Raw genomic sequence first — 19,987 nt, 5'->3', positions numbered from 1 at the left:
CCCGCTTTTGTGCCGATGGTTTTATAGGTTAATTTATATACGGTAAAATAATCTCGAAGGTTGTCCCCTTGTCTTTTTCGCTACTCACTTTAATGTTACCATTCAGGTTTTTCACAATATCCTGAACGTAATTTAGTCCCAGTCCAAAGCCCTTAACATCGTGTAAGTTACCAGTTGGTACTCTATAAAACTGATCGAAAATCCGCTTTGTGTGTTCTTTATTCATTCCAATGCCTTTATCGGCAATTTCTATCACCAAATTTTTACCAACGTTTCGGGTGCTTATCGTAATATCAGGAATTTCTTTACTGTATTTATTCGCGTTATCAATCAAGTTATAAAGCACATTAGAAAGATGTAATTCATCGCCAAATACGGTTGCGTGTTCTGCGTCGGTATTTATGGTTAAAATGGCATTTTTCTTTTCAAGTTGAAGACTCATGCTATCCAGCACAATCACAATTAAATCGTTAATATCAACTTCGGTATTTTCCATTTTAAGTTCGCCTTTTTCTAGTCGGGCAATACTTAACACACGTTCAATATGGCTGCCCAAGCGTACATTCTCATCATAGATGATATTTGCAAGGCGCTTTAAACGTGATTTATCTTCGGTAACCTCGGGGTCTTTAAGCGCTTCACTAGCAATCATAATTGTTGCAACGGGCGTTTTAAACTCGTGCGTCATATTGTTGATGAAATCTGTTTTCATCTCTGATATTTTTTTCTGTTTCAGGATGGCATAAAGCGTGTAGCTGAAAATGAAAACCAGTACCAATAATAAACCAACAGATGATGCCAATGTAGCACTTAAATTGCCAATAATTGCTGAATTTTTATTTGGGAAAGTCACTTCCAAAATTCCTGGGTCGCGAAATAAATCGTTGCCAAAAAGAGTTGTTCTATAAGTATTTTTTGGTAAGAAATCTCCACTTGTATTTGATGCCTGAAGGTATAAAACCGAATCTTTTTGTGCGAGTTTAACCCTGAAATTATAATTTTGATTGATGTTGTGATTTAAAAATTCCTGTTTCAAACGTCTGTCAAGCGAAATAAAATTTATCCTTTTATTTAGCGGAACATCTTTTTCGGTCATTTCCTTTGCAACATCCTCAAGCAAATTATAACCATTTTTATAAGGCATTGTATCTTTGCCTAAGGCAGCAATTTTAAATTTTAACTGTCTTCTTGCAATCGCATCTTCACGATTAAATTTCTTCTCTAAATCATCAGAAATTTTTGGAAGTGTTACCAATAATGGTTTTCCTGTACTGGGTTCAAAAACCTGGTAGCGAATGGTATCAGGTAATGTTTGTGCACCCCTGAAATCAAAAGTTTTGCTATTGTTTGCATAAGGTTTTGAACGTAAACTTAAACCTCTAAGCGCATAATTTTTTATGTCGATGTAAGCGTCCATTTGCAAATCGAGCTTAGCACCGCCTCCAGGAGATAGAGAAACGTATTCTAATTCTGAAATTACTTTTGGCGCTGAAAAACGGTTTCTGATTAAACTATCTTGTTGGTTAAGGTAATTTTCAATTTCATTTTCCCGTTCAGCCTGGCGTATTTCCGAAGCCTCAGTAAACTGCTGCCTCAAATCTTTAATATCAAGTTCGCGTTGCCTTAAATCCTGACTACGCTTTACTTTATTCTCGAAATCTTTTCTGGTAATTCTATCGGCGGCATTTAATCGTTGTACTTTATTAACAACTGATGTTAGCGTTTGGTTAACCTGCTCATCAAATAGCTGAGATTTTAGGTTATAAGCTTCCCTGATGTAATACAATTGCATTACAAATACGCCAAGCAAAGCTACTGTCATTAAAACAGTAATTAACCAAAAACTCCTTTTCTTCATTTATTTGTGTGTAGTGGAAGACTAAAAGATTAGGAAATGATATTTAATAAAACCAGTTTCAACATCAAAAATAATCAATAGCGAAGTTAAGTGTTTGTTTTTAACATATTTTAACAGCCGATTATAAACAAAAAATGCCGAGACTAAAGCCTCGGCATGGTTCAAAATTGTTTGCTTAAAAAAGATTCTTTATTTAGAATGGCAAATCATCATCTTCGCCTGCTGTGTTACTCACATCAGCCGGAGCCGCATAAGCTGGAGCTGCGGCAGCAGGTGCACCAGCTGCAATCGCGTTAATACGCCAGATTACAAGGCTATTAAAATAAGATGTTTTACCAGTTTTATCTGTCCACGGACGACCACGTAAATTAAAGAAAACCTCAACCTCATCTCCAGCTTTAAATGTGTCTAATAATCCGGTTTTATCTTGCAAAGCCTCAAAACGGATATACTCCGGATATGTTGGGTTCTCTGCATATTCTACTATTAAATCACGTTTCTTAAAAGTTTCACTTACTTGCTGTGTGGCACCCACTTCGTGTACTTTTCCCTTAATTTCCATATTAAATACTACTTTATTGTACTAGAAAGATCAAATCTCTATAATTTTATTGATAACTTCGCATATAATATGATGCAAGTTTTCCACAATAAAAGCAAGGTTATAATCACCTGCAATAAACGACTTTCTCCCTATTTACAAGAAGAAGTTTTGGCTTTAGGTTACACAATTGAAAGGGCCTTTTCAACAGGTGTTGAACTTAATATAACCCTAACGGAATGTATTAAGCTTAACCTGAATTTACGATGCGCAAGTCAGATTTTATATTCTATTAAAGCTTTTAAAGCAATAACGCCTGATGATTTGTATGAAAATATCAAGGCAATTGAGTGGGAAGAACTGATTGATTTTACAGGATATTTTTCGGTAACATCCAATGTTGATAATCCGAATATTACCACGCCACTTTTTGCAAATCTTAAGGTTAAAGATGCAATTGTAGACAGGTTAAAAGAGATTAAAGGCATCAGACCAAATTCTGGTTCAGATGCCAATAAAACAGTTGTCCATTTATACTGGAAAGATGCCGAAGCTGATGTTTTCTTAGATACATCGGGCGAAACTTTAGCCAAACACGGTTATCGCAAAATACCTGGAAAAGCACCAATGTTAGAAGCTTTGGCTTCGGGTGTAATTTATGCTACCCAATGGGACAAAAAATCACCTTTCATCAATCCAATGTGTGGTTCTGGTACTTTGGCTATCGAAGCAGCATTAATTGCTACAAATCGTGCACCTGGTTTATATCGAATGAATTATGGTTTCATGCACATTATTGGTTACAATGAAGAGGTGTTTTTTGCGGAGCGCAGGTTGCTAAAAGATCAGGTAATTAAAAATGTTGATATTAAAATCATTGCTTCTGACATTTCTGAGGATGCGGTGGAAGTCACCAGGCGTAATGCAAAAACAGCGGGCGTAGATTCGCTTATTGATTTTGAAGTTTGTGATTTTGAACAAACGCCAGTGCCTGAAGGTGGAAAAGGGGCGGTGGTTTTCAACCCGGAATATGGCGAACGTTTAGGTGTACACAGCAAGTTGGAATTAACCTATAAAAGAATGGGTGACTATATGAAGCAGCATTGTAAAGGTTACTCGGGCTATATTTTTACGGGAAATCCTGACTTAGCTAAAAAAATCGGACTAAAAGCCTCTAAAAAGGTAGAGTTTTACAATGGAAAGCTTGATTGTAGATTGCTTGAATATGAATTGTATGATGGCACGCGAAGAATACCACAGGCTGAATCTTAAGGCCTAAATTTAGATTAAACGCTCCACCAAAATTTTTCTGAAATACAACTAATTATTTTTTAAAAATTTGCAATTTTTGTTTTAACTTGTTTTTTGAAATGTAAAAAACATATAGACAAAATGTGTATTTAAGCTTTAAGGAGGCTATTTTGTTGCAAATTGTAATTATTTGAGATCCTTTTTGGAACAATTTTCGTTTATATCCGTATTAGATAATAAAAAAATCCTCACCCCTATGGAAGATCAGATGGCTTTGAAGACGAAAAATGTTGCAGGGAACATTAGAAAAATCAGAGAATACCGTGATTATACTCAAGATTATCTTGCAGCAAAACTCAAGATTTCGCAAAACGCATACAGTAAAATAGAGCTTGGCTATAGCAAATTAACAATTGAAAGGTTATTTCAAATTTCGGCAATTTTAGATATTGATGTTACACAAGTTCTAACATTAGACCACGCTGAGTTAATAAAAAGTCTTTCTTCCGAAAACCAATTGGAAGCTTCGAGTGCAAAATAATGCAACTCAGGTTATAAATTAACCATCCGATTTTTCTTTCACATTTAAATTCTGATACCTTTGAGGCATGCAGAATTACATAGAAAAAACTATCAACTTCGTTAAAAAAACCCTTGAAAATGCAGAAGCCGGACACGACTGGTTTCACATTGAAAGGGTTTTTAAAACTGCTCTAAATATTAATAGGGCCGAACACGGCAACGAATTAATTGTTTCTTTTGCTGCGCTTTTGCATGATATTGCTGACCCTAAATTTAATAATGGTGATGAAGAATTGGGGCCAAATGTAGCCGCAGATTTTTTAAAATCAATTCATGTTGATGACGATATTATTACGCAAGTAAAATTGATTATTCAACATATGTCTTTTAAAAATAGTTTTGATAATCCTGGTTTTTCATCAAAGGAATTGCAAATTGTACAAGATGCCGATAGATTAGATGCGATTGGCGCCATTGGTATCGCAAGGGCATTTACATACGGTGGTTATAAAAATCGTGTATTATATGATCCGGAAATTAAGCCAGAGCTTCATCATTCTAAAGAGAGTTATAAAAATACAACTGCGCCTACCATAAACCATTTTTACGAAAAACTTTTGCTGTTAAAGGATTTGATGAATACCGACAGCGGAAAAGCGATTGCTCAAAAAAGGCATGATTTTATGAATACTTATCTTGAGCAATTCTATAGTGAATGGGAAGGAAACTAGGGTAAAATCACCCTTTTAAAATACCTCTTTTTGGGTATTTTTTGATAAATGGCATTGCGTTAGATTTATATAAATTCCTACGCCATGAAAAACCATACCTTAAACTATCATAAAAACTCGCTATTGCTTGTATTCATGATAACCATTCCACTTTTAGGGGCGCTACTATTGTTAATAGCCTTGCTTTCAATTCCAAAAGATTTATTTGGTACAATAAGCGTTGTTGTCATTGTTTCTTCTGTAATTTTAATGGCAGGAATTTTTTATTGGGGAGTAAACAAAGAAATCAACATTCCCTGTAATGTTGTGCTTAATGAAAAAGGAATTGGCTATAAATTCCTTAAAAAAAGCTTATTTTACAAAAACAAAGATTTTTATGCCGGATGGGAAAATGTTACAGGAATTTCTGAAGTATTTTGTACAACAACAGGAAAGTATTTTTATAGATTAAAATTTCAAAACCCCAAAATCACCGTCAATTTAAGTCCGTCAAAAAATAATGAATCTGATGCAGAAGCTGTTTTTGCTGAAATAGATTATTATCAGGATACCTTTTCTATTCCTCAAGCTAAAACCGTTTTCCGAAAACAATCAGCTCAAAAACTCGCCCAGGTTTAACATTCCTGTTTTGCGTTTCATTTTCACATGAATTTACTAATATAATTAGCTTTTTAGCTATATTTGTTAGTAAAATAATTTGTGATGTCTGATAAAATTCGTGAAAAACTTAGCATTCTCGCCGATGCAGCAAAATATGATGTTTCATGCTCTTCAAGCGGAAGTAATCGTAAAAACGATAATAAAGGTTTGGGCAATGGGCACACATCAGGCATCTGCCATACCTATACTGAAGATGGTCGTTGCGTTTCGCTATTAAAAATTCTCCTCACCAATCATTGCATTTACGATTGCTTATTTTGTGTTTCCAGAAAAAGTAATGACATCAAAAGAGCAGCTTTTACAGTTGATGAAGTCGTAGATTTAACCATGAATTTCTATCGCAGAAATTATATTGAAGGTTTGTTTTTGAGTTCTGGCATTTTTAAAAACGCTGATTTTACAATGGAACGTTTGCTTTTAGTTTGTAAAAAACTAAGATTGGAACAACGTTATAACGGTTATATTCATTTAAAAACTATTCCCGGCGCAAGTGAAGAGTTAATAAAAGAGGCAGGTTTGTATGCCGATAGAATGAGCATTAACCTTGAAATGCCAACCGAGGCTGGTTTAAAACTACTTGCTCCTGAAAAAAACCACGAAGATGTAATTAAACCACTTGAATTTGTAAATAAGCAAATGATTCAATTGGTTGAAGAAAAGAAATTAATAAAACATACGCCAAAATTTGTGCCTGCCGGGCAAAGCACTCAAATGGTTATTGGTGCCACGCCAGAAAGTGATAAAGATATCATGTACACGGCCAATGCGTTTTATAAAAACTTCGCTTTAAAAAGGGTTTATTATTCTGGTTATGTACCGATAAGTAATGACAGCCGAATGCCAGTTTTAGGTACACAGCCGCCGCTTTTACGAGAAAACAGACTTTATCAAACCGACTGGTTGATGCGTTTTTATGGCTTCAAAGTTCAAGAAATTTTGAATGATGCGAATCCAAATCTTGATGTTGATATTGACCCAAAGCTAAGTTGGGCGATTAGAAATATGCAGCATTTTCCTGTTGATATTAATAAGGCCGATTATAAAATGATTTTAAGAATTCCCGGAATAGGGGTTATGTCGGCCCAAAAGATTGTTCAAGCCCGAAAATTTGGAAAACTGAGAATTGATCAGCTGAAAAAAATTGGAGTCGCATACAATCGAGCTAAGCACTTTATAGTTTGTGCAGATTCTCCCTATCAATTAAAAGATTATCAGGGAACGCAAATTAAGGCCTTTATTTTAGCAGAAAGCCAGAGTAAATATTTAAAAACAGACAATAATCAAATGCTGTTGTTTTAGGCTTATACCACCGAAACACAGAAAATACGGAATTGATGACTTATATTTTTGATGGTTCTTTACCGGGATTATTAACTGCGGTTTTCGAATGGTTTGAACGAAAACCAGGGAAAGTTGTGCTAAAACCAGATGCAATTTTTCAGCCTGAAGCATTTACTGAAAGTTTTACAATAGAAACCGATGCATCAAAATCAGACCGGGTTTGGGCAGGTTTGCAAAAAAAAATAAAAAAAGATTGGTTACGGAAATTTTACTGCAGTTATTTATCCGAATTACCCGAAGCTTATAATCATCTTTTTCAGTTCACGCTGTATATTTTTCAAAATCAAGCTGGTGCAGAAAGTAACTTTGGAAATGAGCATGTTATTGCACTTTCTAAATTTGCCAAAAGTGTAGAGCGAGAGAAACATCGGATGGAAGCTTTTATCCGTTTCCAAAAAACTGGCGATGGAATGTTTTATGCAGGTGTTGATCCTGATTTTAATGTTTTGCCCTTAATTTCTAATCACTTTAAAAATAGATATGCCGACCAGCAATGGATAATTTACGATTTGAAACGTAAATATGGCTTGCATTATAATTTAAACACCGTTGAAGAAATCACAATCTCTTTTGATAAAAACATTAATAAAGCTAATCCATCAATCATTTTAATGGATGAAAAGGAGGAACTTTATTCAATTTTATGGAAGGATTATTTTAAGAGTACAAATATCGTAGCCCGTAAAAATACAAAGCTCCATGTGCAGCATGTTCCAAAAAGATACTGGAAATATTTAACCGAAAAGCAATTGAGTTAATCTTCTATTAACACAAAAAGCCTAAATTGCACCATGAAATTAAGCGTGCTGGTTTTATTTACTGCTCTTGCCGTTGCCCTTTCTATCGGCATGGTTAATTTTTACTTCCAGCATAGTTGGTATTATCTGGCCATCTCATTTGGTGTTTCTTTTCTAAGCAGTTTTCTTGTTTTTTATTACCTTTTAGAAAAATATATATATACCAAGATAAAGCTGATTTACAAACTTATTCATAATCTAAAACTGGGTAAAGATTTAAAAGATGCTTTGGGAGAATATGTAAGTTCTGACCCGATAAATGATGTTGAACAGGAAGTAAAGGAATGGGCAGGAGCGAAGAAAAAGGAAATTGATTTGCTTAAAAAGCAAGAGCAATTTAGAAGAGAATTTCTTTCAAATGTTTCGCATGAGTTTAAGACGCCCCTTTTTGCCATACAAGGTTACATAGAAACTTTGCAAGATTGTATTGTAGACGATCCCGATCAGGCTGTCCTGTTTTTAAAAAAAGCTGAAAATAACGTTGAGCGTTTAAGTTATTTAATTAACGATCTAGATGCAATTGCGAAGCTCGAAACCGGAGAAGCACCTATAAATTATCAGAAATTTGACTTTGTACAATTGGCTAAAGAGGTTATGGAAAACCTTGAAGACCGTGCAAAGCGAAAAAATATTAAGCTTTTCTTTAAGGATAAATATACTGCACTAACTGCTGTTTCGGCAGATAGAGAAAAAATCCGTCAGGTTTTAATTAATTTGATGGTAAACAGCATTAAATATGGTATTGATGGGGGAGAAACTGCAATTAAGATTTTTGAACTTCATGATCAGTTTTTAGTTGAAGTTACTGATAATGGAATCGGAATTGAAGAAAAGCATTTACTTCGTTTATTCGAAAGATTTTATCGTATCGATACACATCGCTCTCGCGAAGTTGGCGGAACAGGTTTAGGTTTAGCCATTGTTAAACACATTTTAGAAGCTCACCAGCAAACCATTTCGGTTAGAAGTACGCCTGGAATTGGAACTACCTTTGCGTTTACGTTACAGAAAGTGGGCTAGGTCTTGCGACTTAAATTTCCCGATAATAAGTTGACCCGACTTATTAAACCCGATATAAGCGGCAGCCCCGAAATGCAATGAGGGCTATAGCGTTTAGCGGGATTGTGGTTGCCGAAGAAGTGCTTGCTTTCATTTACAAAAGCTTATTCATTCATTATCAACTTACTGATATCGGCCAGACATCAATTTACTTTCTTAATATATTTCTCAACTTAACATTAAGTTAACATTGGTCGCTTAGCTTTGCAGCATATTAAGAATTAACATGAACAATATTTTTAAGTTCTTTACACCTCAAGACAGAAAATTTCATCCTCTATTTGAGCAAGCCGGAAGCAATGCTTTAAAAATAGCAGAGGCACTTTTAGAAATGGTTAGCACTGCAGATGCAGAAAGCAGAAAAACCATTTTTAAGGAAATTGAGCGTTTAGAACATGTGGGTGATGATATTACACACTCAATCTTTTTAGAATTAAGCAGAAATTTTATTACGCCATTTGATAGAGAAGACATACATGCTTTGGCAACTGCTGTTGATGATGTAGCCGACTACATTTACGGCACAGCCAACAGGATGCAGATGTATAATATGAACGCGATTAGCGAACCAATTGTTAAAATTGCTGAGCTTTTGGTAGAAATGTGTACAGATATTGATAAAGCAATTAAAGAGTTACGCAGCTTTAAAAACATTCGTGTTATTGCTGATGCTTGTATCCGCATTAACAGCGGCGAAAACCAAGCTGATTATGTATTTACACTAGCGGTTGCCCGCTTATTTGAGTACGAAACCAATGCAATTGAATTAATTAAACAAAAAGAGGTTTTACAAACGATAGAGAAAGCGACAGACAAATGCGAAGATGTAGCAAATGTGCTTGAAACTATTTTAGTTAAAAACGCTTAATAAAACACAAACATGGTAACTACCTTATTGGTTGTTGTTGTAATTCTAGCTATTGCTTTCGATTACATAAATGGTTTCCACGATGCCGCTAACTCGATTGCAACAGTTGTTTCTACAAAAGTTCTAACACCTTTTCAAGCCGTTTTATGGGCTGCATTATTTAATTTTGCCGCCTACTTTTATTTTACCGATCACAAAGTTGCCAACACAGTTGCTAAAACTGTAATTGAGAATTACATCACTTTAGAAGTTATTCTTGCAGGTTTAGTAGCCGCAATTATCTGGAATCTTTTAACCTGGTGGTATGGTATTCCTTCAAGTTCATCACACACTTTAATTGGTGGTTTTGCAGGTGCAGGTATGACACATGCATTGCTAACGGGTGCAAGTCCGATGGATGCTGTAAACATGGGTTACGTAGTTAAAATCGTTTCCTTTATTGTTTTAGCGCCGATAATTGGTATGGTGATATCTGTTGTGTTGACCTTAATCATCATTAACATTTGCCGCTATGCTAAACCGGCAACCGCAGAAAAGTGGTTTAAACGTTTGCAGTTATTATCATCAGCTGCATTGAGTTTCTTCCATGGTGGTAACGATGCGCAGAAAGTTATGGGTATTATTGCTACCGCATTAATTGCTGCTAAAGTTATTCCAGATTTTGAAGCGATGCCAGCTTGGGTGCCAATTGCTTGTTACTCTGCAATTTCATTAGGTACAATGAGTGGGGGTTGGAAAATTGTGAAAACAATGGGTTCTAAAATCACTAAAGTTACCGCTCTTGAAGGCGTTGCCGCCGAAGGTGCTGGTGCAGTAACATTAGGTATTACAGAACATTTCGGTATTCCGGTATCGACCACGCACACCATTACAGGTTCAATTGTAGGTGTGGGTGTAGTAAAAAGTGTTTCGGCAGTACGTTGGGGGGTAACCATCAACTTAATCTGGGCATGGATTTTAACCATCCCGGTTTCTGCAACACTTGCTGCGATTATTTATGCAGCAATTTACTACTTCAAATAAAATATTATAAAAATCATTCCTATTAAGACTAAGGCAAATTGCTTTAGTCTTTTTTGTTTAAAGAAGGATTTGGAAAGCAATTTTCTGGGCTTTTAATAGAGATTGCTATGATTGCTATTCTGGATGTTAGCGAAGCGCATCCTGAATGAATAATAAAGGGAGGATTTGAAATACTCTTTATTTAAACTTCGAGATGCCTTACAGAATATCTCGAAGAGCTGATTAACGAACGCTCAATGAAGAGCCTATAACTTACCTTTCATATCATTCGCCACTTCTTGCGCCATAGTATCATCACTCTTTTCTAAGTATTCTACAATTTTAGCCTTGTTATTGACAGAGTAGTTCTGACTCATTTTAAAAACATGGTCAATATTGTTAACCGAAATCTCAAAACCTGTAATTGCCTTTAAGTGTTTTTTGATGTAATCATCACTCATTTTATTAAAAGCTGCAGGACTTGAATCTGGATTTTCGTATTTATCGGTTAAATCTTTAATTACCTGATAAGTTTCTTCTGTATTCAATAACTTAATTGTTCCTTTAGCTTGTACGGTTTTGTAATTCCAGGTCGATGCTGATGCAGGTTCTTCATAAACCGATGCGCTTACATAAGCATGTGCTCCGGTAAAAATGGCGAGGACATTTGGGTTCTGCGCAAATGCCCTGCAATGATCGGTTTTAGTCATGATATGACCAATTAATTTAATTACATCACCATCCACAACAGTTTTAACCGGGATTTGAGTGGCAACAGGAAAATCTCCATCAAAACCAACTAAAGTTATGAAAGTATTCTTATGCATAAATTCAAGCACTTCGTCCTGATTTTCTGCGGTAAAGTATGGGAGTTTATACATGATTTAGGCTTGTCGTCATGGCGAGGTACGAAGCAATCTTTATGCTTTCGCTGGTCGTAATATTCACTTGTTTTAAAATTGATTCGAGCCTCGCAATAACGAGCTTTCTTATCCGAACGCAGCGATTTAATTTTAGAACTTAATACTTAACTCAACCTTATCAACTCCGTTTTTAGGTAAAACCCAATCCGGTCCGGTTAATACAAGTCTTTTAGCTTCAGCATCAGCTTTTTTGTTGAGCGATTTTACAACGGTTACGTTCGAAGGCCGTCCGTTCTTTTTTACCCTAAAGCTTAAAGTAACAAATTGCTCAGGTCCTTTCGGGTTGAAAAGTTTATTGTTGGTTTCTAAATATTGAGTGTAGTTTACAGCCGATACCGGAACAGGTTTTGTAATTTCTCCAGAAGTCTTATCTAAATTCTCTACAGCCTTAAGTACAATTTTAGGAGCGGCAGGCGGTGCTACATTTCGTTTAGCACTTGAACGGGTTAACACCGAAATTTCATTTAATGAATAGTTTCCGCTTAAAGCCATTCGTATTGCATTGGGGTCTGTTGTAACCGTTTTATCATCAAAACCCTGCGCTTTTACCAGTATTTCTTTGTTTTTATCCACACTATCTACCGGAAGCGAAAAATATCCTTTATTATCAGTTATTGTTGCCGCTTTTGTTCCGGCTACCTTTATAACAGCACCAGATACGGGTTGCCCGCTTTGCGAAATCACATTGCCGCTATACACCAAACCACGGTCAGAAAGTGATCCTGACGAATAAGCTACAGCGTCGGTATTTGCAACTTGTTCTGCAGCAGCAACTTTCTTTTCTGCAAAAAGCGCCGCACTTTCCGCTTTAATCGGTAAGCTTTGTGTTACTGGTGCAGCCACTACAGCATTTTTAGAAACTGCCGCCGCCTTGTTGTCCTTTGCTAAATCTCCGGATTTAGCATCAGCAATTGCTTTATCAATTACGGCTGTGTTTACACCATCACCAACTTTTTTATCTGCCTCTTTAGGCTTTATTACTGCTAAATCAGATTTTGGAGCAACATCAACCATCACGCCGTTCGATTTTCTTGATGCAATTTCAGCATTCTTGCGATTGGTTTCTCGCATGAAAAACAAAATGCTAACGGCAATAAAGGCAACAGTTGCGGTTGCAGCAATACTTAAACGTTGTGTGGTAATGCCCCACATTTTTCGTCTAATTGGTTTTTCCGAAACCCTATCGTAAAGCTGTTTCTGAAGTATAGATAAAGTTTGTTTGCGTTTTGGCGATTGCTTCAAGCCTTCCAAAGCCTCCGCTACGAAAGGATCTTCCAATGCCTGGCGCTCTACAAAGTGCATAGCTTTAGCATCAAGCTTACCATCAAGGTAATCTTCCAGCACATCAATATCTAACCAATCGTTATTCACTACTATTTTTCTCTATACAAATCTTTAAATTCCGCTTTCCGTTTTGGATGTAACTTTTAACCTTAAGCATATCGTAGCCTGTAATATCAGCTACTTCTTTATAGCATTTCTCTTGTAAATAAAATAAATCTACGCTTTTTCGCTGTTCTTCGGGCAATGTTTCCATGCACTTTTCCATTATGGTAAGCTGCGTTTCTTTTGTGTTGTCAATATCCAGATGCACAAACTCCGTGTTTTCCACAAAAGTCTCATCAATTGAAACGTTATTTTGCTTTGAAGATTTTCTCAAGGCCATTAAACAATGGTTTCGGGTTAATACATGCAGCCAGCTTTTAAAATTCTGAACCTCGTGCACCAATAATTTGCTTACCAGCTCTTCAAAAATTTGCATTACAGCATCTTTGCTTAACTCCTCATCTTTGAAATAATTTAAGCAAACCCCAAAAACCAAATGCATGTACTTGTTATAAAGCGAACCCAAAGCATCTAAATTGCCGGTGTTTTTATACTCCGCAATTAATTCTGCATCTTCTTTCTGGTTATTTCCAGCTGTATTTTTTATAAACTTCAAATAATGGGTAGCTAAGGCAAATTATCTTTCAAGTATAAAAAATATTTTTGAGTGCTCGGTTATAAACTAATAATTTAGGGATTAATTGCTTGTAATTATTTGAAAAGCAGTTTCAGTACGCTTTGGTTTCAGCAGGACGGTATATTCAGGGTTGCTGCAATATTAAAAGTATTTCCACTCTATTCGGGTTTAGTAGGCGCATTTCTCCTAAATATTCAAGGGCTAATCGCATCACTAGAAAGCAAAATTTGACATTTCGATTTTCCGCAAAGCCCTATCTTTGATAACGAATAAATTTTATGGCAGTTATTTTGCATAGCAAAACCAAACACACACACAAATGAAAAAAATTAATATTCTATCTGCATCCCTGGCATTAATATTATTTACAAATCTGAATGCCAATGCTCAGTTCAAGCTTAGCGATATTTTTAAAAAAGTAACCGAAAAAAACACGACTATCAACGCAAATGGAACGCCAAGTACTTTAGAAATTGGACAAGGAATTAAAGAGGCCTTGCAAATTGGTGTTTCTGCAGGTGCCGATAGGCTTTCGGTAAAGGATGGCTTTCTTGGAAACCTTGCTGTGAAAATATTAATGCCGCCCGAAGCGCAAAAAGTTGAAAGAACACTTAGAGGAATTGGCTTAAACAAACTTTGCGATAATGTAATTACAAGTTTAAACAGAGCAGCAGAAGATGCTGCAACTGAAGCTAAACCAATTTTCATTTCGGCAATTAAGCAAATGACTTTAACAGATGCGACAAATATTCTCTTAGGAAACAAAGATGCTGCAACTGAGTATTTTAAGCGTGTTACTACAGCACAATTGATGCAAAAATTTAGTCCGATTGTAACCACAAGCTTAAATAAAGTGAATGCTACGAAATATTATAGCGATTTAACTACTCAATACAACAGATTGCCTTTGGTAAAACCCGTAAATACCAATTTAACGGAGTATGTAACTCAAAAAGCCATTGAAGGTTTATTTATTGAAGTAGCAAAAGAAGAGTTAAAAATTAGGGATAACTTCAGTTCGAGAAGCACAACACTGCTTCAAAAAGTTTTCGGTTACGCGGATAAGAAAAAGAGTTAAGGCATAAAAGAAAAATAACATTAATAAGAAGAGTAAAAGGATGCACTTTGTTCGGAGCTCCTTCGAAGCTTGTTCGAAAAAAGTACCTGTTTTTCGAAGAAGTCTCGAACAAGGTCCCTACAAGGTGCGAAGAAAGCTCGTTTTATTAAAATGAAAAGATGGAGAGAAAAATTAAAAGATTAAGCTTTTTTTATATGAACGTTTTAGCTTATTAATTCAAGTCTTAGTGTTACATGAACATCATAAAATAATAAGATTTACGTGCTTTTGAAGTCTGAATCTTTATTGTTTAAAAACTATTTGTAAAATTGTGCATGACTAAAATTTCAGGCAGATTTGCAATCTTTTTAATTCCATTTGCAACGGCATTTATTTCTTGTAATAATCAATCTAACGAAGCAACTTCAAAAGCTATTTTAGATACTGTTTCATTGAGCAATAAAAATTTTGCGCTGGCTTATCAGGATGAAAATAAAATTGTGGCAACGAGTATTGATACCATGAAACAGATTTCGTTTGGTGGTGCCACGAATCCTGCCATTTCTCCTGATGGAAATAAACTGGCTTATACCGTTACCGATAGTGCCGGGCATAGAAGCATTTGGGTTGCCGATATGGAAAGCAAAAGCCAACTGCAGATTTTGGCAAATAGTGGCAATTACTACCAGCCCATGTGGTCGCCAAGTGGAGGTTTAATTGCCTTTAACATTTTTAATGAGCAAAATATTTGGAAAATAGGTATCGTTAAACCTGATAATAAAGGCTTGTTAATTTTAGATGCTGCTTCGCAAATTAATGTTTACTCACCAACCTGGAAAAGCGAAAATGAGTTAATAGGCCACGATTTGACAAACCTTTATACATTTAATATTTCTGGAAAAGTTTTAAATACCGAAGCAATTTCAACCTTAATTGGCGGCGATTATGGCGTGTCGAGCGGAAGTCGTTTCTTTTATACAAAGGACGGGGAAAATCTTATTTTTAATGCAATTGATAAAAAAGACGAACAAAACGAAGCCGTTTATATTTTGGATTTAGCAAACAGAAAGGTGAAGCAAATTTCACCTGCTGGTATGAATGTAACTTATGTTTTTGTAACTGCTGATAACAGAGTTTTTTACAGCGGTTCGGAAAAATCTGCAGCTAGTAAAATCTATGTTTCTGATTTAAAAGGTGACACTAAATTGCTTGTTGATAAAGGCACTTATCCAACTGCTGCTTTGAAGTAAGATTTATAGCGCTGCTTACGGGTTAGACTTACGAAGTTTTTCTGCGTTTTGGCGGGTTTAAACTTCGTAAGTCTAGCCATGGCGCTTTACCATTGTTTCTTAAACCTGATTGCAATGGAAATACTTTTTTAGCAGCTTACGAAAAAGATTGCCATGTCGTTCCTCCTCGCAATGACGACAAGAGGAGCGTTACAGAAGTTTAAAAAAGATTGTAATGAAAAGCAGGGCCGCGAGCCGCCAAGAACCGCTTCCATTCATTTTCTAAATTTTAACTCTGAAATTTATTTTTTCCTTCAAAAAAAACAAAATAATTTAAAGTAATATTGGCTTTCATCCGTTTACTGGTTTAACAAAGAGAATTTAGTGCCAACAAACGAACCCCAAAATATAATTTCTACGGTTGCCGATTATGGCAAGCGCTTGTTTAGTTTCATCCGTGGTCGGGTGAATACGGATGAGGATGCGGAAGATATTTTGCAGGATGTGTGGTACCAATTGAGCAACCAGCCAGAGGCCGGAGCAATTGAGCAGATTGGTGGTTGGCTTTATCGTGTAGCCAGAAACAAGATTACCGACCGTTACCGAAAGCAAAAAGATGTTCTAATTGAGGATTTGAGTTATGAAGATGATGAGGGCGAAATCAACTTCAGGGAGATTTTACTAGCCGAATCATTTTCGCCAGAAGAAGAAAGTTTAAAAAAGCTCTTTTGGGATCAATTATTTACGGCTTTGGCAGAGCTTCCGGAAAATCAACGTTACGTTTTTGTGCAAAATGAACTGGAAGACCGGACTTTTCAGGAATTGGCCGATGAAACAGGAGAGAACATTAAGACTTTAATATCGAGAAAAGGCTATGCTGTAAAGCATTTACGGAGTCGATTACAAAATTTATATCAAGAATTTATAAACTATTAATTAGTGGGAGATGAGAAACAGAAAGTTTAGTAAGGGCAAGAAATTTATTTTCTTTTTACCTGTGGTGGCTTTAATCGCAACTGCTTTAGGCTTTATTGTAATGTATTTGTGGAACTGGATTTTGCCTGAAGTTGTACATGCCGGAAGATTGAATTTTTGGCAGGCTCTGGGTTTATTGGTTTTATGCAGGTTGCTATTTGGTAATTTTAACAAAGGCGGCGGCGGTCCGGGAAACCGTTTTAGAGAAAAAGCCTGGGATTTACGTTCAAAATGGGATAGTATGGATGAGGAGCAACGGGCAAAGTTTAAAGAAGAATATAAACGCAGGTGTGGAGGATGGGGACATCGTAATAAGGAATAATTTAAAAGCCAGCTGAAAAGCTGGCTTTTTTGGTTTTCGTTGTCTTTTGCCTTAGCCAGACTGGCGATCTTCTTTTGGCTTGAACCAAAAGAAGCAAAAGTTCAAGGCTTGCATCTATTTGTGTAAAAATTCGATAAACTGTTTTCGAAAATAATTTGTTAGGCGCTTTCCACTTCACAAAACCTCCACACAGCTGAAAATTATTTTGTTTAGTGGTTTATGATCGAAACTGTACACAGTTTTTCGTTTTTTACTACAAATATCTGCTATGCCAGTCCTCGCAACTATCGAAGTTGGTGGTGTTTTTTCTCCATTACACAGGCTCAAGGTTAAACCCACAATCATAAACTTCCCGCTCTTCAAGGAGAATGTGATTGCAGAAACTCAATTCTATGGCAAATTCATAGGGCGAGACTTTCTTAGGTGGTGAAAAAAAATCAAATTATTTAAAGTAAAAATAAACTTCTATCGTCTACCTATTTAAATAACAGGAAATAAGAAAATGAAGAAGATATTAAAAGCAATAGGATTCGGGATTGTACTTGGTACAGCCGCATTCTTCATACCATTCATATTTAAATTTATATTAATTGCAATGGTAATTGGCATGGTGATACGGGTGTTTGCCCACCGAAAACGCAGGCATTTTATGGAGCATTTTAAAGGTTTTGAAAACCATTATTCTAACATCGTTCCGATTGATAATCAATGGTACAAACCTACAATACAGGGAAGTGGTCAGGCTCAAAACATTAACATAAATTATTAAGCAATGAAAGCATTTAGAATATTATTAGCGTTGGCAGTTGCAGGCGCAACGTTTTACAGCTTAAATGTTTTGGCTGTTCAAAATGGATATCGGGATAGATTAGATTTTAAAAACAGACATTATCGCGAACACGATTGCTGCCAGGAATACAACAGACATCATGGTTTTAGTCATCATAACAGAAAGACTAACGAAAATGTAATTACACCGATTGACAGTTTAAAAAAGTAATCATATGGCACAAGTTTTATTTTTAAGCAATCCGTTGCAGAATGAGGTTAAACCGATTTTAAACTTAGCCAGCGAAATGATTACCCGTGGCGAGCAGGTTACATTTTTTAGTTCGGATGAATTTAAACAGCCTATAGAAAACATCGGTGCAGACTTTAAAGCTTATGCCACAGATTTGGATGTGTTTAGCAAGCGCAATAATGAAAGCCAAAAATCAGGTTTGATAACGGCTTTATTAGAGCCAATGAAGTTTATCGACAATATCGTTGGTCAAATCAAAGGACTAAAATTTGATTATGCTGTTTTTTCGCCGGCTTATCCATACGCAAGTATCATAACCCAATTATTAGGGATTCCGAAAACACAATATGGAATTTCAGATTAATTAACAGATTTAAAAAATTAAAAAAATAACAAAATGTATAACGAAGATAGATGCCGTAACGGCAAAATGAATAGAGGTTGGGCAGCAAGGGGTGGAAGATTTAATCATCATGGTAGATTTGCCCGCCATGCAGAACATTTTTTTAGCAAGCTTAGAAGTGTAGCGGCAGATATTGAAGAAACGGATGAGGAATTTATCATTCATCTTTATGCCCCGGCATTGGTTAAGGAACATTTAAAAGTAGTAACCAAAGATGATGTTCTAACCATTTCTTACACGCCGAAGGAGGATAGTGAATCGGAGCGAAAGTTTAGTCGAAGAGAATACAGCAACGGTGCTTTCGAAAGAGCTTTTGCCTTAAATGGAAAAGTAATTAGCGAGAATATTTCGGCTAATTATACCGATGGAATTTTAAAGATATCACTTCCTAAAAATCCCGAAACCAACATGCCAGCTAAAGATATAGCTGTAAATTAAGTTTCGTCTATTATAAAGTAGAAAGCCCCGAATATTTTCGGGGCTTTTGTTATAAAATGTTTACATCGCTTTTAGATAGATAAGGTTGAAGTAATTCATCATCATCATTTAATTCTGTAACTAAATAGCTAATGCTTTCTATAGGACAAACTTTTAATCGGAGCGAGATGTCTAATTTTTCAGAAATGCACAATACCGCCGACTTTCTTGAAGCAGCAAGCATTGCTTTTTTCAACTGATTAATTTCCCAATCTGTATCGGTCATACCCTCATCTGGATGGAGCGCACTTGTTCCCATTAAGCATAAATCAACCTTTATCTCTGATAATTGATTAATAACGCTTCCGCCGTAAGAAACCTGAGAATTTTTAGAAAAAGAACCCCCAATTAAAATCACTTCAATATTGTTGTATTTGGCTAGTTCAACCGCCACCAATGGACTAATCGTAAAAAATGTGGCCTCTAAATTCTCTGGTAATTGCTTTACAAATTCCAGTACAGTTGTTCCGCCTCCGGTTAAAACAACCATGCCATCTTTTATTAAACTTGTAGCTTTCTTGGCGATAATAATTTTGCTGTCCCGGGCATACACCGTGCTATCGTCAAATGAAGAATGATAAGATTTAGATAGCGCACCCCCATGAACCTTATACAGTTTGCCCAAATCAACAAGCTCTTGCAAATCTCTTCGAATGGTATCTTCTGATACATTTAGTAACTGAACCAAATCTGATGTAAGCACCCTGTTGTGCAGATTGATTTGGCGCATAATAAAATCATGTCGTTCTTTTTTGAGCATATAGGTTTGGTTTCTACTAATGTAAAAAAAATATTGAATAATTGCGTGTTTTTGCGGTTTTATGCAATTATGTGTTGCTGGTTGTAAATAATAATTAATAATGTTTGCTCACTTATTGAAAAACATTTATGATATTAGCTAAAATATTGATAAACATGCGGTATTGTGCGTGTTTTAAATTGACTAACAAGCTAAACAACTAATCAAATTTATTTATTCTTTAAAGG

General features: G+C 35.8%; 23 protein-coding genes. 17 read left to right on the top strand and 6 right to left on the bottom strand.

Going from position 1 to position 19,987, the window contains the following annotated elements; translation table 11 throughout:
- Nucleotides 1-28: 28 nt before the first annotated feature.
- Both R2Q16_RS04890 and R2Q16_RS04885 read right to left on the bottom strand, forming a co-directional pair.
- On the bottom strand, nt 29-1,858 hold the full coding sequence (locus R2Q16_RS04890; RefSeq protein WP_316735499.1) for a HAMP domain-containing sensor histidine kinase: 1,830 nt from the start codon (nt 1,856-1,858) through the stop codon (nt 29-31).
- A gap of 193 nt (nt 1,859-2,051) precedes the next feature.
- Nucleotides 2,052-2,420, bottom strand: a complete 369-nt coding sequence (locus R2Q16_RS04885; RefSeq protein ID WP_316735498.1) for a DUF3127 domain-containing protein — start codon at nt 2,418-2,420, stop codon at nt 2,052-2,054.
- A gap of 72 nt (nt 2,421-2,492) precedes the next feature.
- Between R2Q16_RS04885 and R2Q16_RS04880 the strand changes: the two genes are divergently transcribed.
- The 9 genes from R2Q16_RS04880 (at nt 2,493) to R2Q16_RS04840 (ending at nt 10,651) form a co-directional block, all read left to right on the top strand.
- Nucleotides 2,493-3,671: a class I SAM-dependent RNA methyltransferase gene (locus R2Q16_RS04880; protein ID WP_316735778.1), complete on the top strand. Its 1,179-nt coding sequence runs from the start codon at nt 2,493-2,495 to the stop codon at nt 3,669-3,671.
- Nucleotides 3,672-3,906: 235 nt separating this feature from the next.
- Nucleotides 3,907-4,191, top strand: a complete 285-nt coding sequence (locus tag R2Q16_RS04875) for a helix-turn-helix transcriptional regulator (RefSeq protein ID WP_316735497.1) — start codon at nt 3,907-3,909, stop codon at nt 4,189-4,191.
- 67 nt (nt 4,192-4,258) lie between these two features.
- On the top strand, nt 4,259-4,903 hold the full coding sequence (locus tag R2Q16_RS04870; RefSeq protein WP_316735496.1) for an HD domain-containing protein: 645 nt from the start codon (nt 4,259-4,261) through the stop codon (nt 4,901-4,903).
- An 84-nt stretch (nt 4,904-4,987) separates the two neighbouring features.
- Complete coding sequence (locus R2Q16_RS04865) at nt 4,988-5,521, top strand: hypothetical protein (RefSeq protein WP_316735495.1); 534 nt, start codon at nt 4,988-4,990, stop codon at nt 5,519-5,521.
- An 84-nt stretch (nt 5,522-5,605) separates the two neighbouring features.
- Nucleotides 5,606-6,862 carry a putative DNA modification/repair radical SAM protein gene (locus R2Q16_RS04860; RefSeq protein ID WP_316735494.1) on the top strand — a complete coding sequence of 419 codons (1,257 nt, stop codon included), beginning with the start codon at nt 5,606-5,608 and terminating at the stop codon, nt 6,860-6,862.
- Between the two features lie 35 nt (nt 6,863-6,897).
- Nucleotides 6,898-7,662 (top strand): TIGR03915 family putative DNA repair protein, encoded by a 765-nt coding sequence (locus R2Q16_RS04855; RefSeq protein ID WP_316735493.1) that lies wholly within the window; start codon nt 6,898-6,900, stop codon nt 7,660-7,662.
- A gap of 33 nt (nt 7,663-7,695) precedes the next feature.
- Nucleotides 7,696-8,721: a sensor histidine kinase gene (locus R2Q16_RS04850; protein WP_316735492.1), complete on the top strand. Its 1,026-nt coding sequence runs from the start codon at nt 7,696-7,698 to the stop codon at nt 8,719-8,721.
- 265 nt (nt 8,722-8,986) lie between these two features.
- Nucleotides 8,987-9,628, top strand: a complete 642-nt coding sequence (locus R2Q16_RS04845; RefSeq protein WP_290240470.1) for a DUF47 domain-containing protein — start codon at nt 8,987-8,989, stop codon at nt 9,626-9,628.
- Nucleotides 9,629-9,640: 12 nt separating this feature from the next.
- Entirely contained in the window at nt 9,641-10,651 is a 1,011-nt protein-coding gene (locus R2Q16_RS04840; protein ID WP_316735491.1) for an inorganic phosphate transporter, read from the top strand.
- Nucleotides 10,652-10,896: 245 nt separating this feature from the next.
- On the opposite strand, the gene R2Q16_RS04835 is transcribed toward R2Q16_RS04840, so the two are convergent.
- The 3 genes from R2Q16_RS04835 to R2Q16_RS04825 all read right to left on the bottom strand — a co-directional run bounded on the left by R2Q16_RS04835 (nt 10,897) and on the right by R2Q16_RS04825 (nt 13,495).
- Nucleotides 10,897-11,511, bottom strand: coding sequence for an FMN-binding negative transcriptional regulator (locus R2Q16_RS04835; protein WP_316735490.1), 615 nt, complete (start codon nt 11,509-11,511; stop codon nt 10,897-10,899).
- A gap of 132 nt (nt 11,512-11,643) precedes the next feature.
- The gene (locus tag R2Q16_RS04830; RefSeq protein WP_316735489.1) at nt 11,644-12,924 is read right to left on the bottom strand and encodes an energy transducer TonB; all 1,281 of its coding nucleotides are present in this window, start codon (nt 12,922-12,924) and stop codon (nt 11,644-11,646) included.
- Nucleotides 12,917-13,495: a sigma-70 family RNA polymerase sigma factor gene (locus R2Q16_RS04825; protein ID WP_316735488.1), complete on the bottom strand. Its 579-nt coding sequence runs from the start codon at nt 13,493-13,495 to the stop codon at nt 12,917-12,919. The genes R2Q16_RS04830 and R2Q16_RS04825 overlap by 8 nt, the downstream gene beginning before the upstream one ends.
- Nucleotides 13,496-13,835: 340 nt before the next feature.
- Here R2Q16_RS04825 and R2Q16_RS04820 point away from each other — a divergent pair, with 340 nt between their 5' ends.
- The 8 genes from R2Q16_RS04820 (at nt 13,836) to R2Q16_RS04785 (ending at nt 18,961) form a co-directional block, all read left to right on the top strand.
- A complete protein-coding gene (locus R2Q16_RS04820) occupies nt 13,836-14,594 on the top strand; it encodes a DUF4197 domain-containing protein (RefSeq protein WP_316735487.1) in 759 nt (252 codons plus the stop codon).
- 314 nt (nt 14,595-14,908) lie between these two features.
- Nucleotides 14,909-15,823: a hypothetical protein gene (locus R2Q16_RS04815; RefSeq protein ID WP_316735486.1), complete on the top strand. Its 915-nt coding sequence runs from the start codon at nt 14,909-14,911 to the stop codon at nt 15,821-15,823.
- A gap of 363 nt (nt 15,824-16,186) precedes the next feature.
- Nucleotides 16,187-16,738, top strand: a complete 552-nt coding sequence (locus R2Q16_RS04810) for an RNA polymerase sigma factor (protein ID WP_316735485.1) — start codon at nt 16,187-16,189, stop codon at nt 16,736-16,738.
- 10 nt (nt 16,739-16,748) lie between these two features.
- Complete coding sequence (locus tag R2Q16_RS04805; RefSeq protein WP_316735484.1) at nt 16,749-17,099, top strand: hypothetical protein; 351 nt, start codon at nt 16,749-16,751, stop codon at nt 17,097-17,099.
- A gap of 502 nt (nt 17,100-17,601) precedes the next feature.
- Nucleotides 17,602-17,868, top strand: coding sequence for a hypothetical protein (locus R2Q16_RS04800; protein ID WP_316735483.1), 267 nt, complete (start codon nt 17,602-17,604; stop codon nt 17,866-17,868).
- 3 nt (nt 17,869-17,871) lie between these two features.
- Nucleotides 17,872-18,099 (top strand): hypothetical protein, encoded by a 228-nt coding sequence (locus R2Q16_RS04795; protein WP_316735482.1) that lies wholly within the window; start codon nt 17,872-17,874, stop codon nt 18,097-18,099.
- 4 nt (nt 18,100-18,103) lie between these two features.
- Entirely contained in the window at nt 18,104-18,484 is a 381-nt protein-coding gene (locus tag R2Q16_RS04790) for a hypothetical protein (protein ID WP_316735480.1), read from the top strand.
- 33 nt (nt 18,485-18,517) lie between these two features.
- Nucleotides 18,518-18,961: an Hsp20/alpha crystallin family protein gene (locus tag R2Q16_RS04785; RefSeq protein WP_316735479.1), complete on the top strand. Its 444-nt coding sequence runs from the start codon at nt 18,518-18,520 to the stop codon at nt 18,959-18,961.
- Between the two features lie 49 nt (nt 18,962-19,010).
- On the opposite strand, the gene R2Q16_RS04780 is transcribed toward R2Q16_RS04785, so the two are convergent.
- Nucleotides 19,011-19,760 carry a DeoR/GlpR family DNA-binding transcription regulator gene (locus R2Q16_RS04780; RefSeq protein ID WP_316735478.1) on the bottom strand — a complete coding sequence of 250 codons (750 nt, stop codon included), beginning with the start codon at nt 19,758-19,760 and terminating at the stop codon, nt 19,011-19,013.
- Nucleotides 19,761-19,987 lie beyond the last annotated feature (227 nt).

Source organism: Pedobacter aquatilis (assembly GCF_032678425.1).
GTDB lineage: Bacteria > Bacteroidota > Bacteroidia > Sphingobacteriales > Sphingobacteriaceae > Pedobacter > Pedobacter aquatilis_B.
This window is presented reverse-complemented; position numbering and strand designations above follow the sequence as displayed.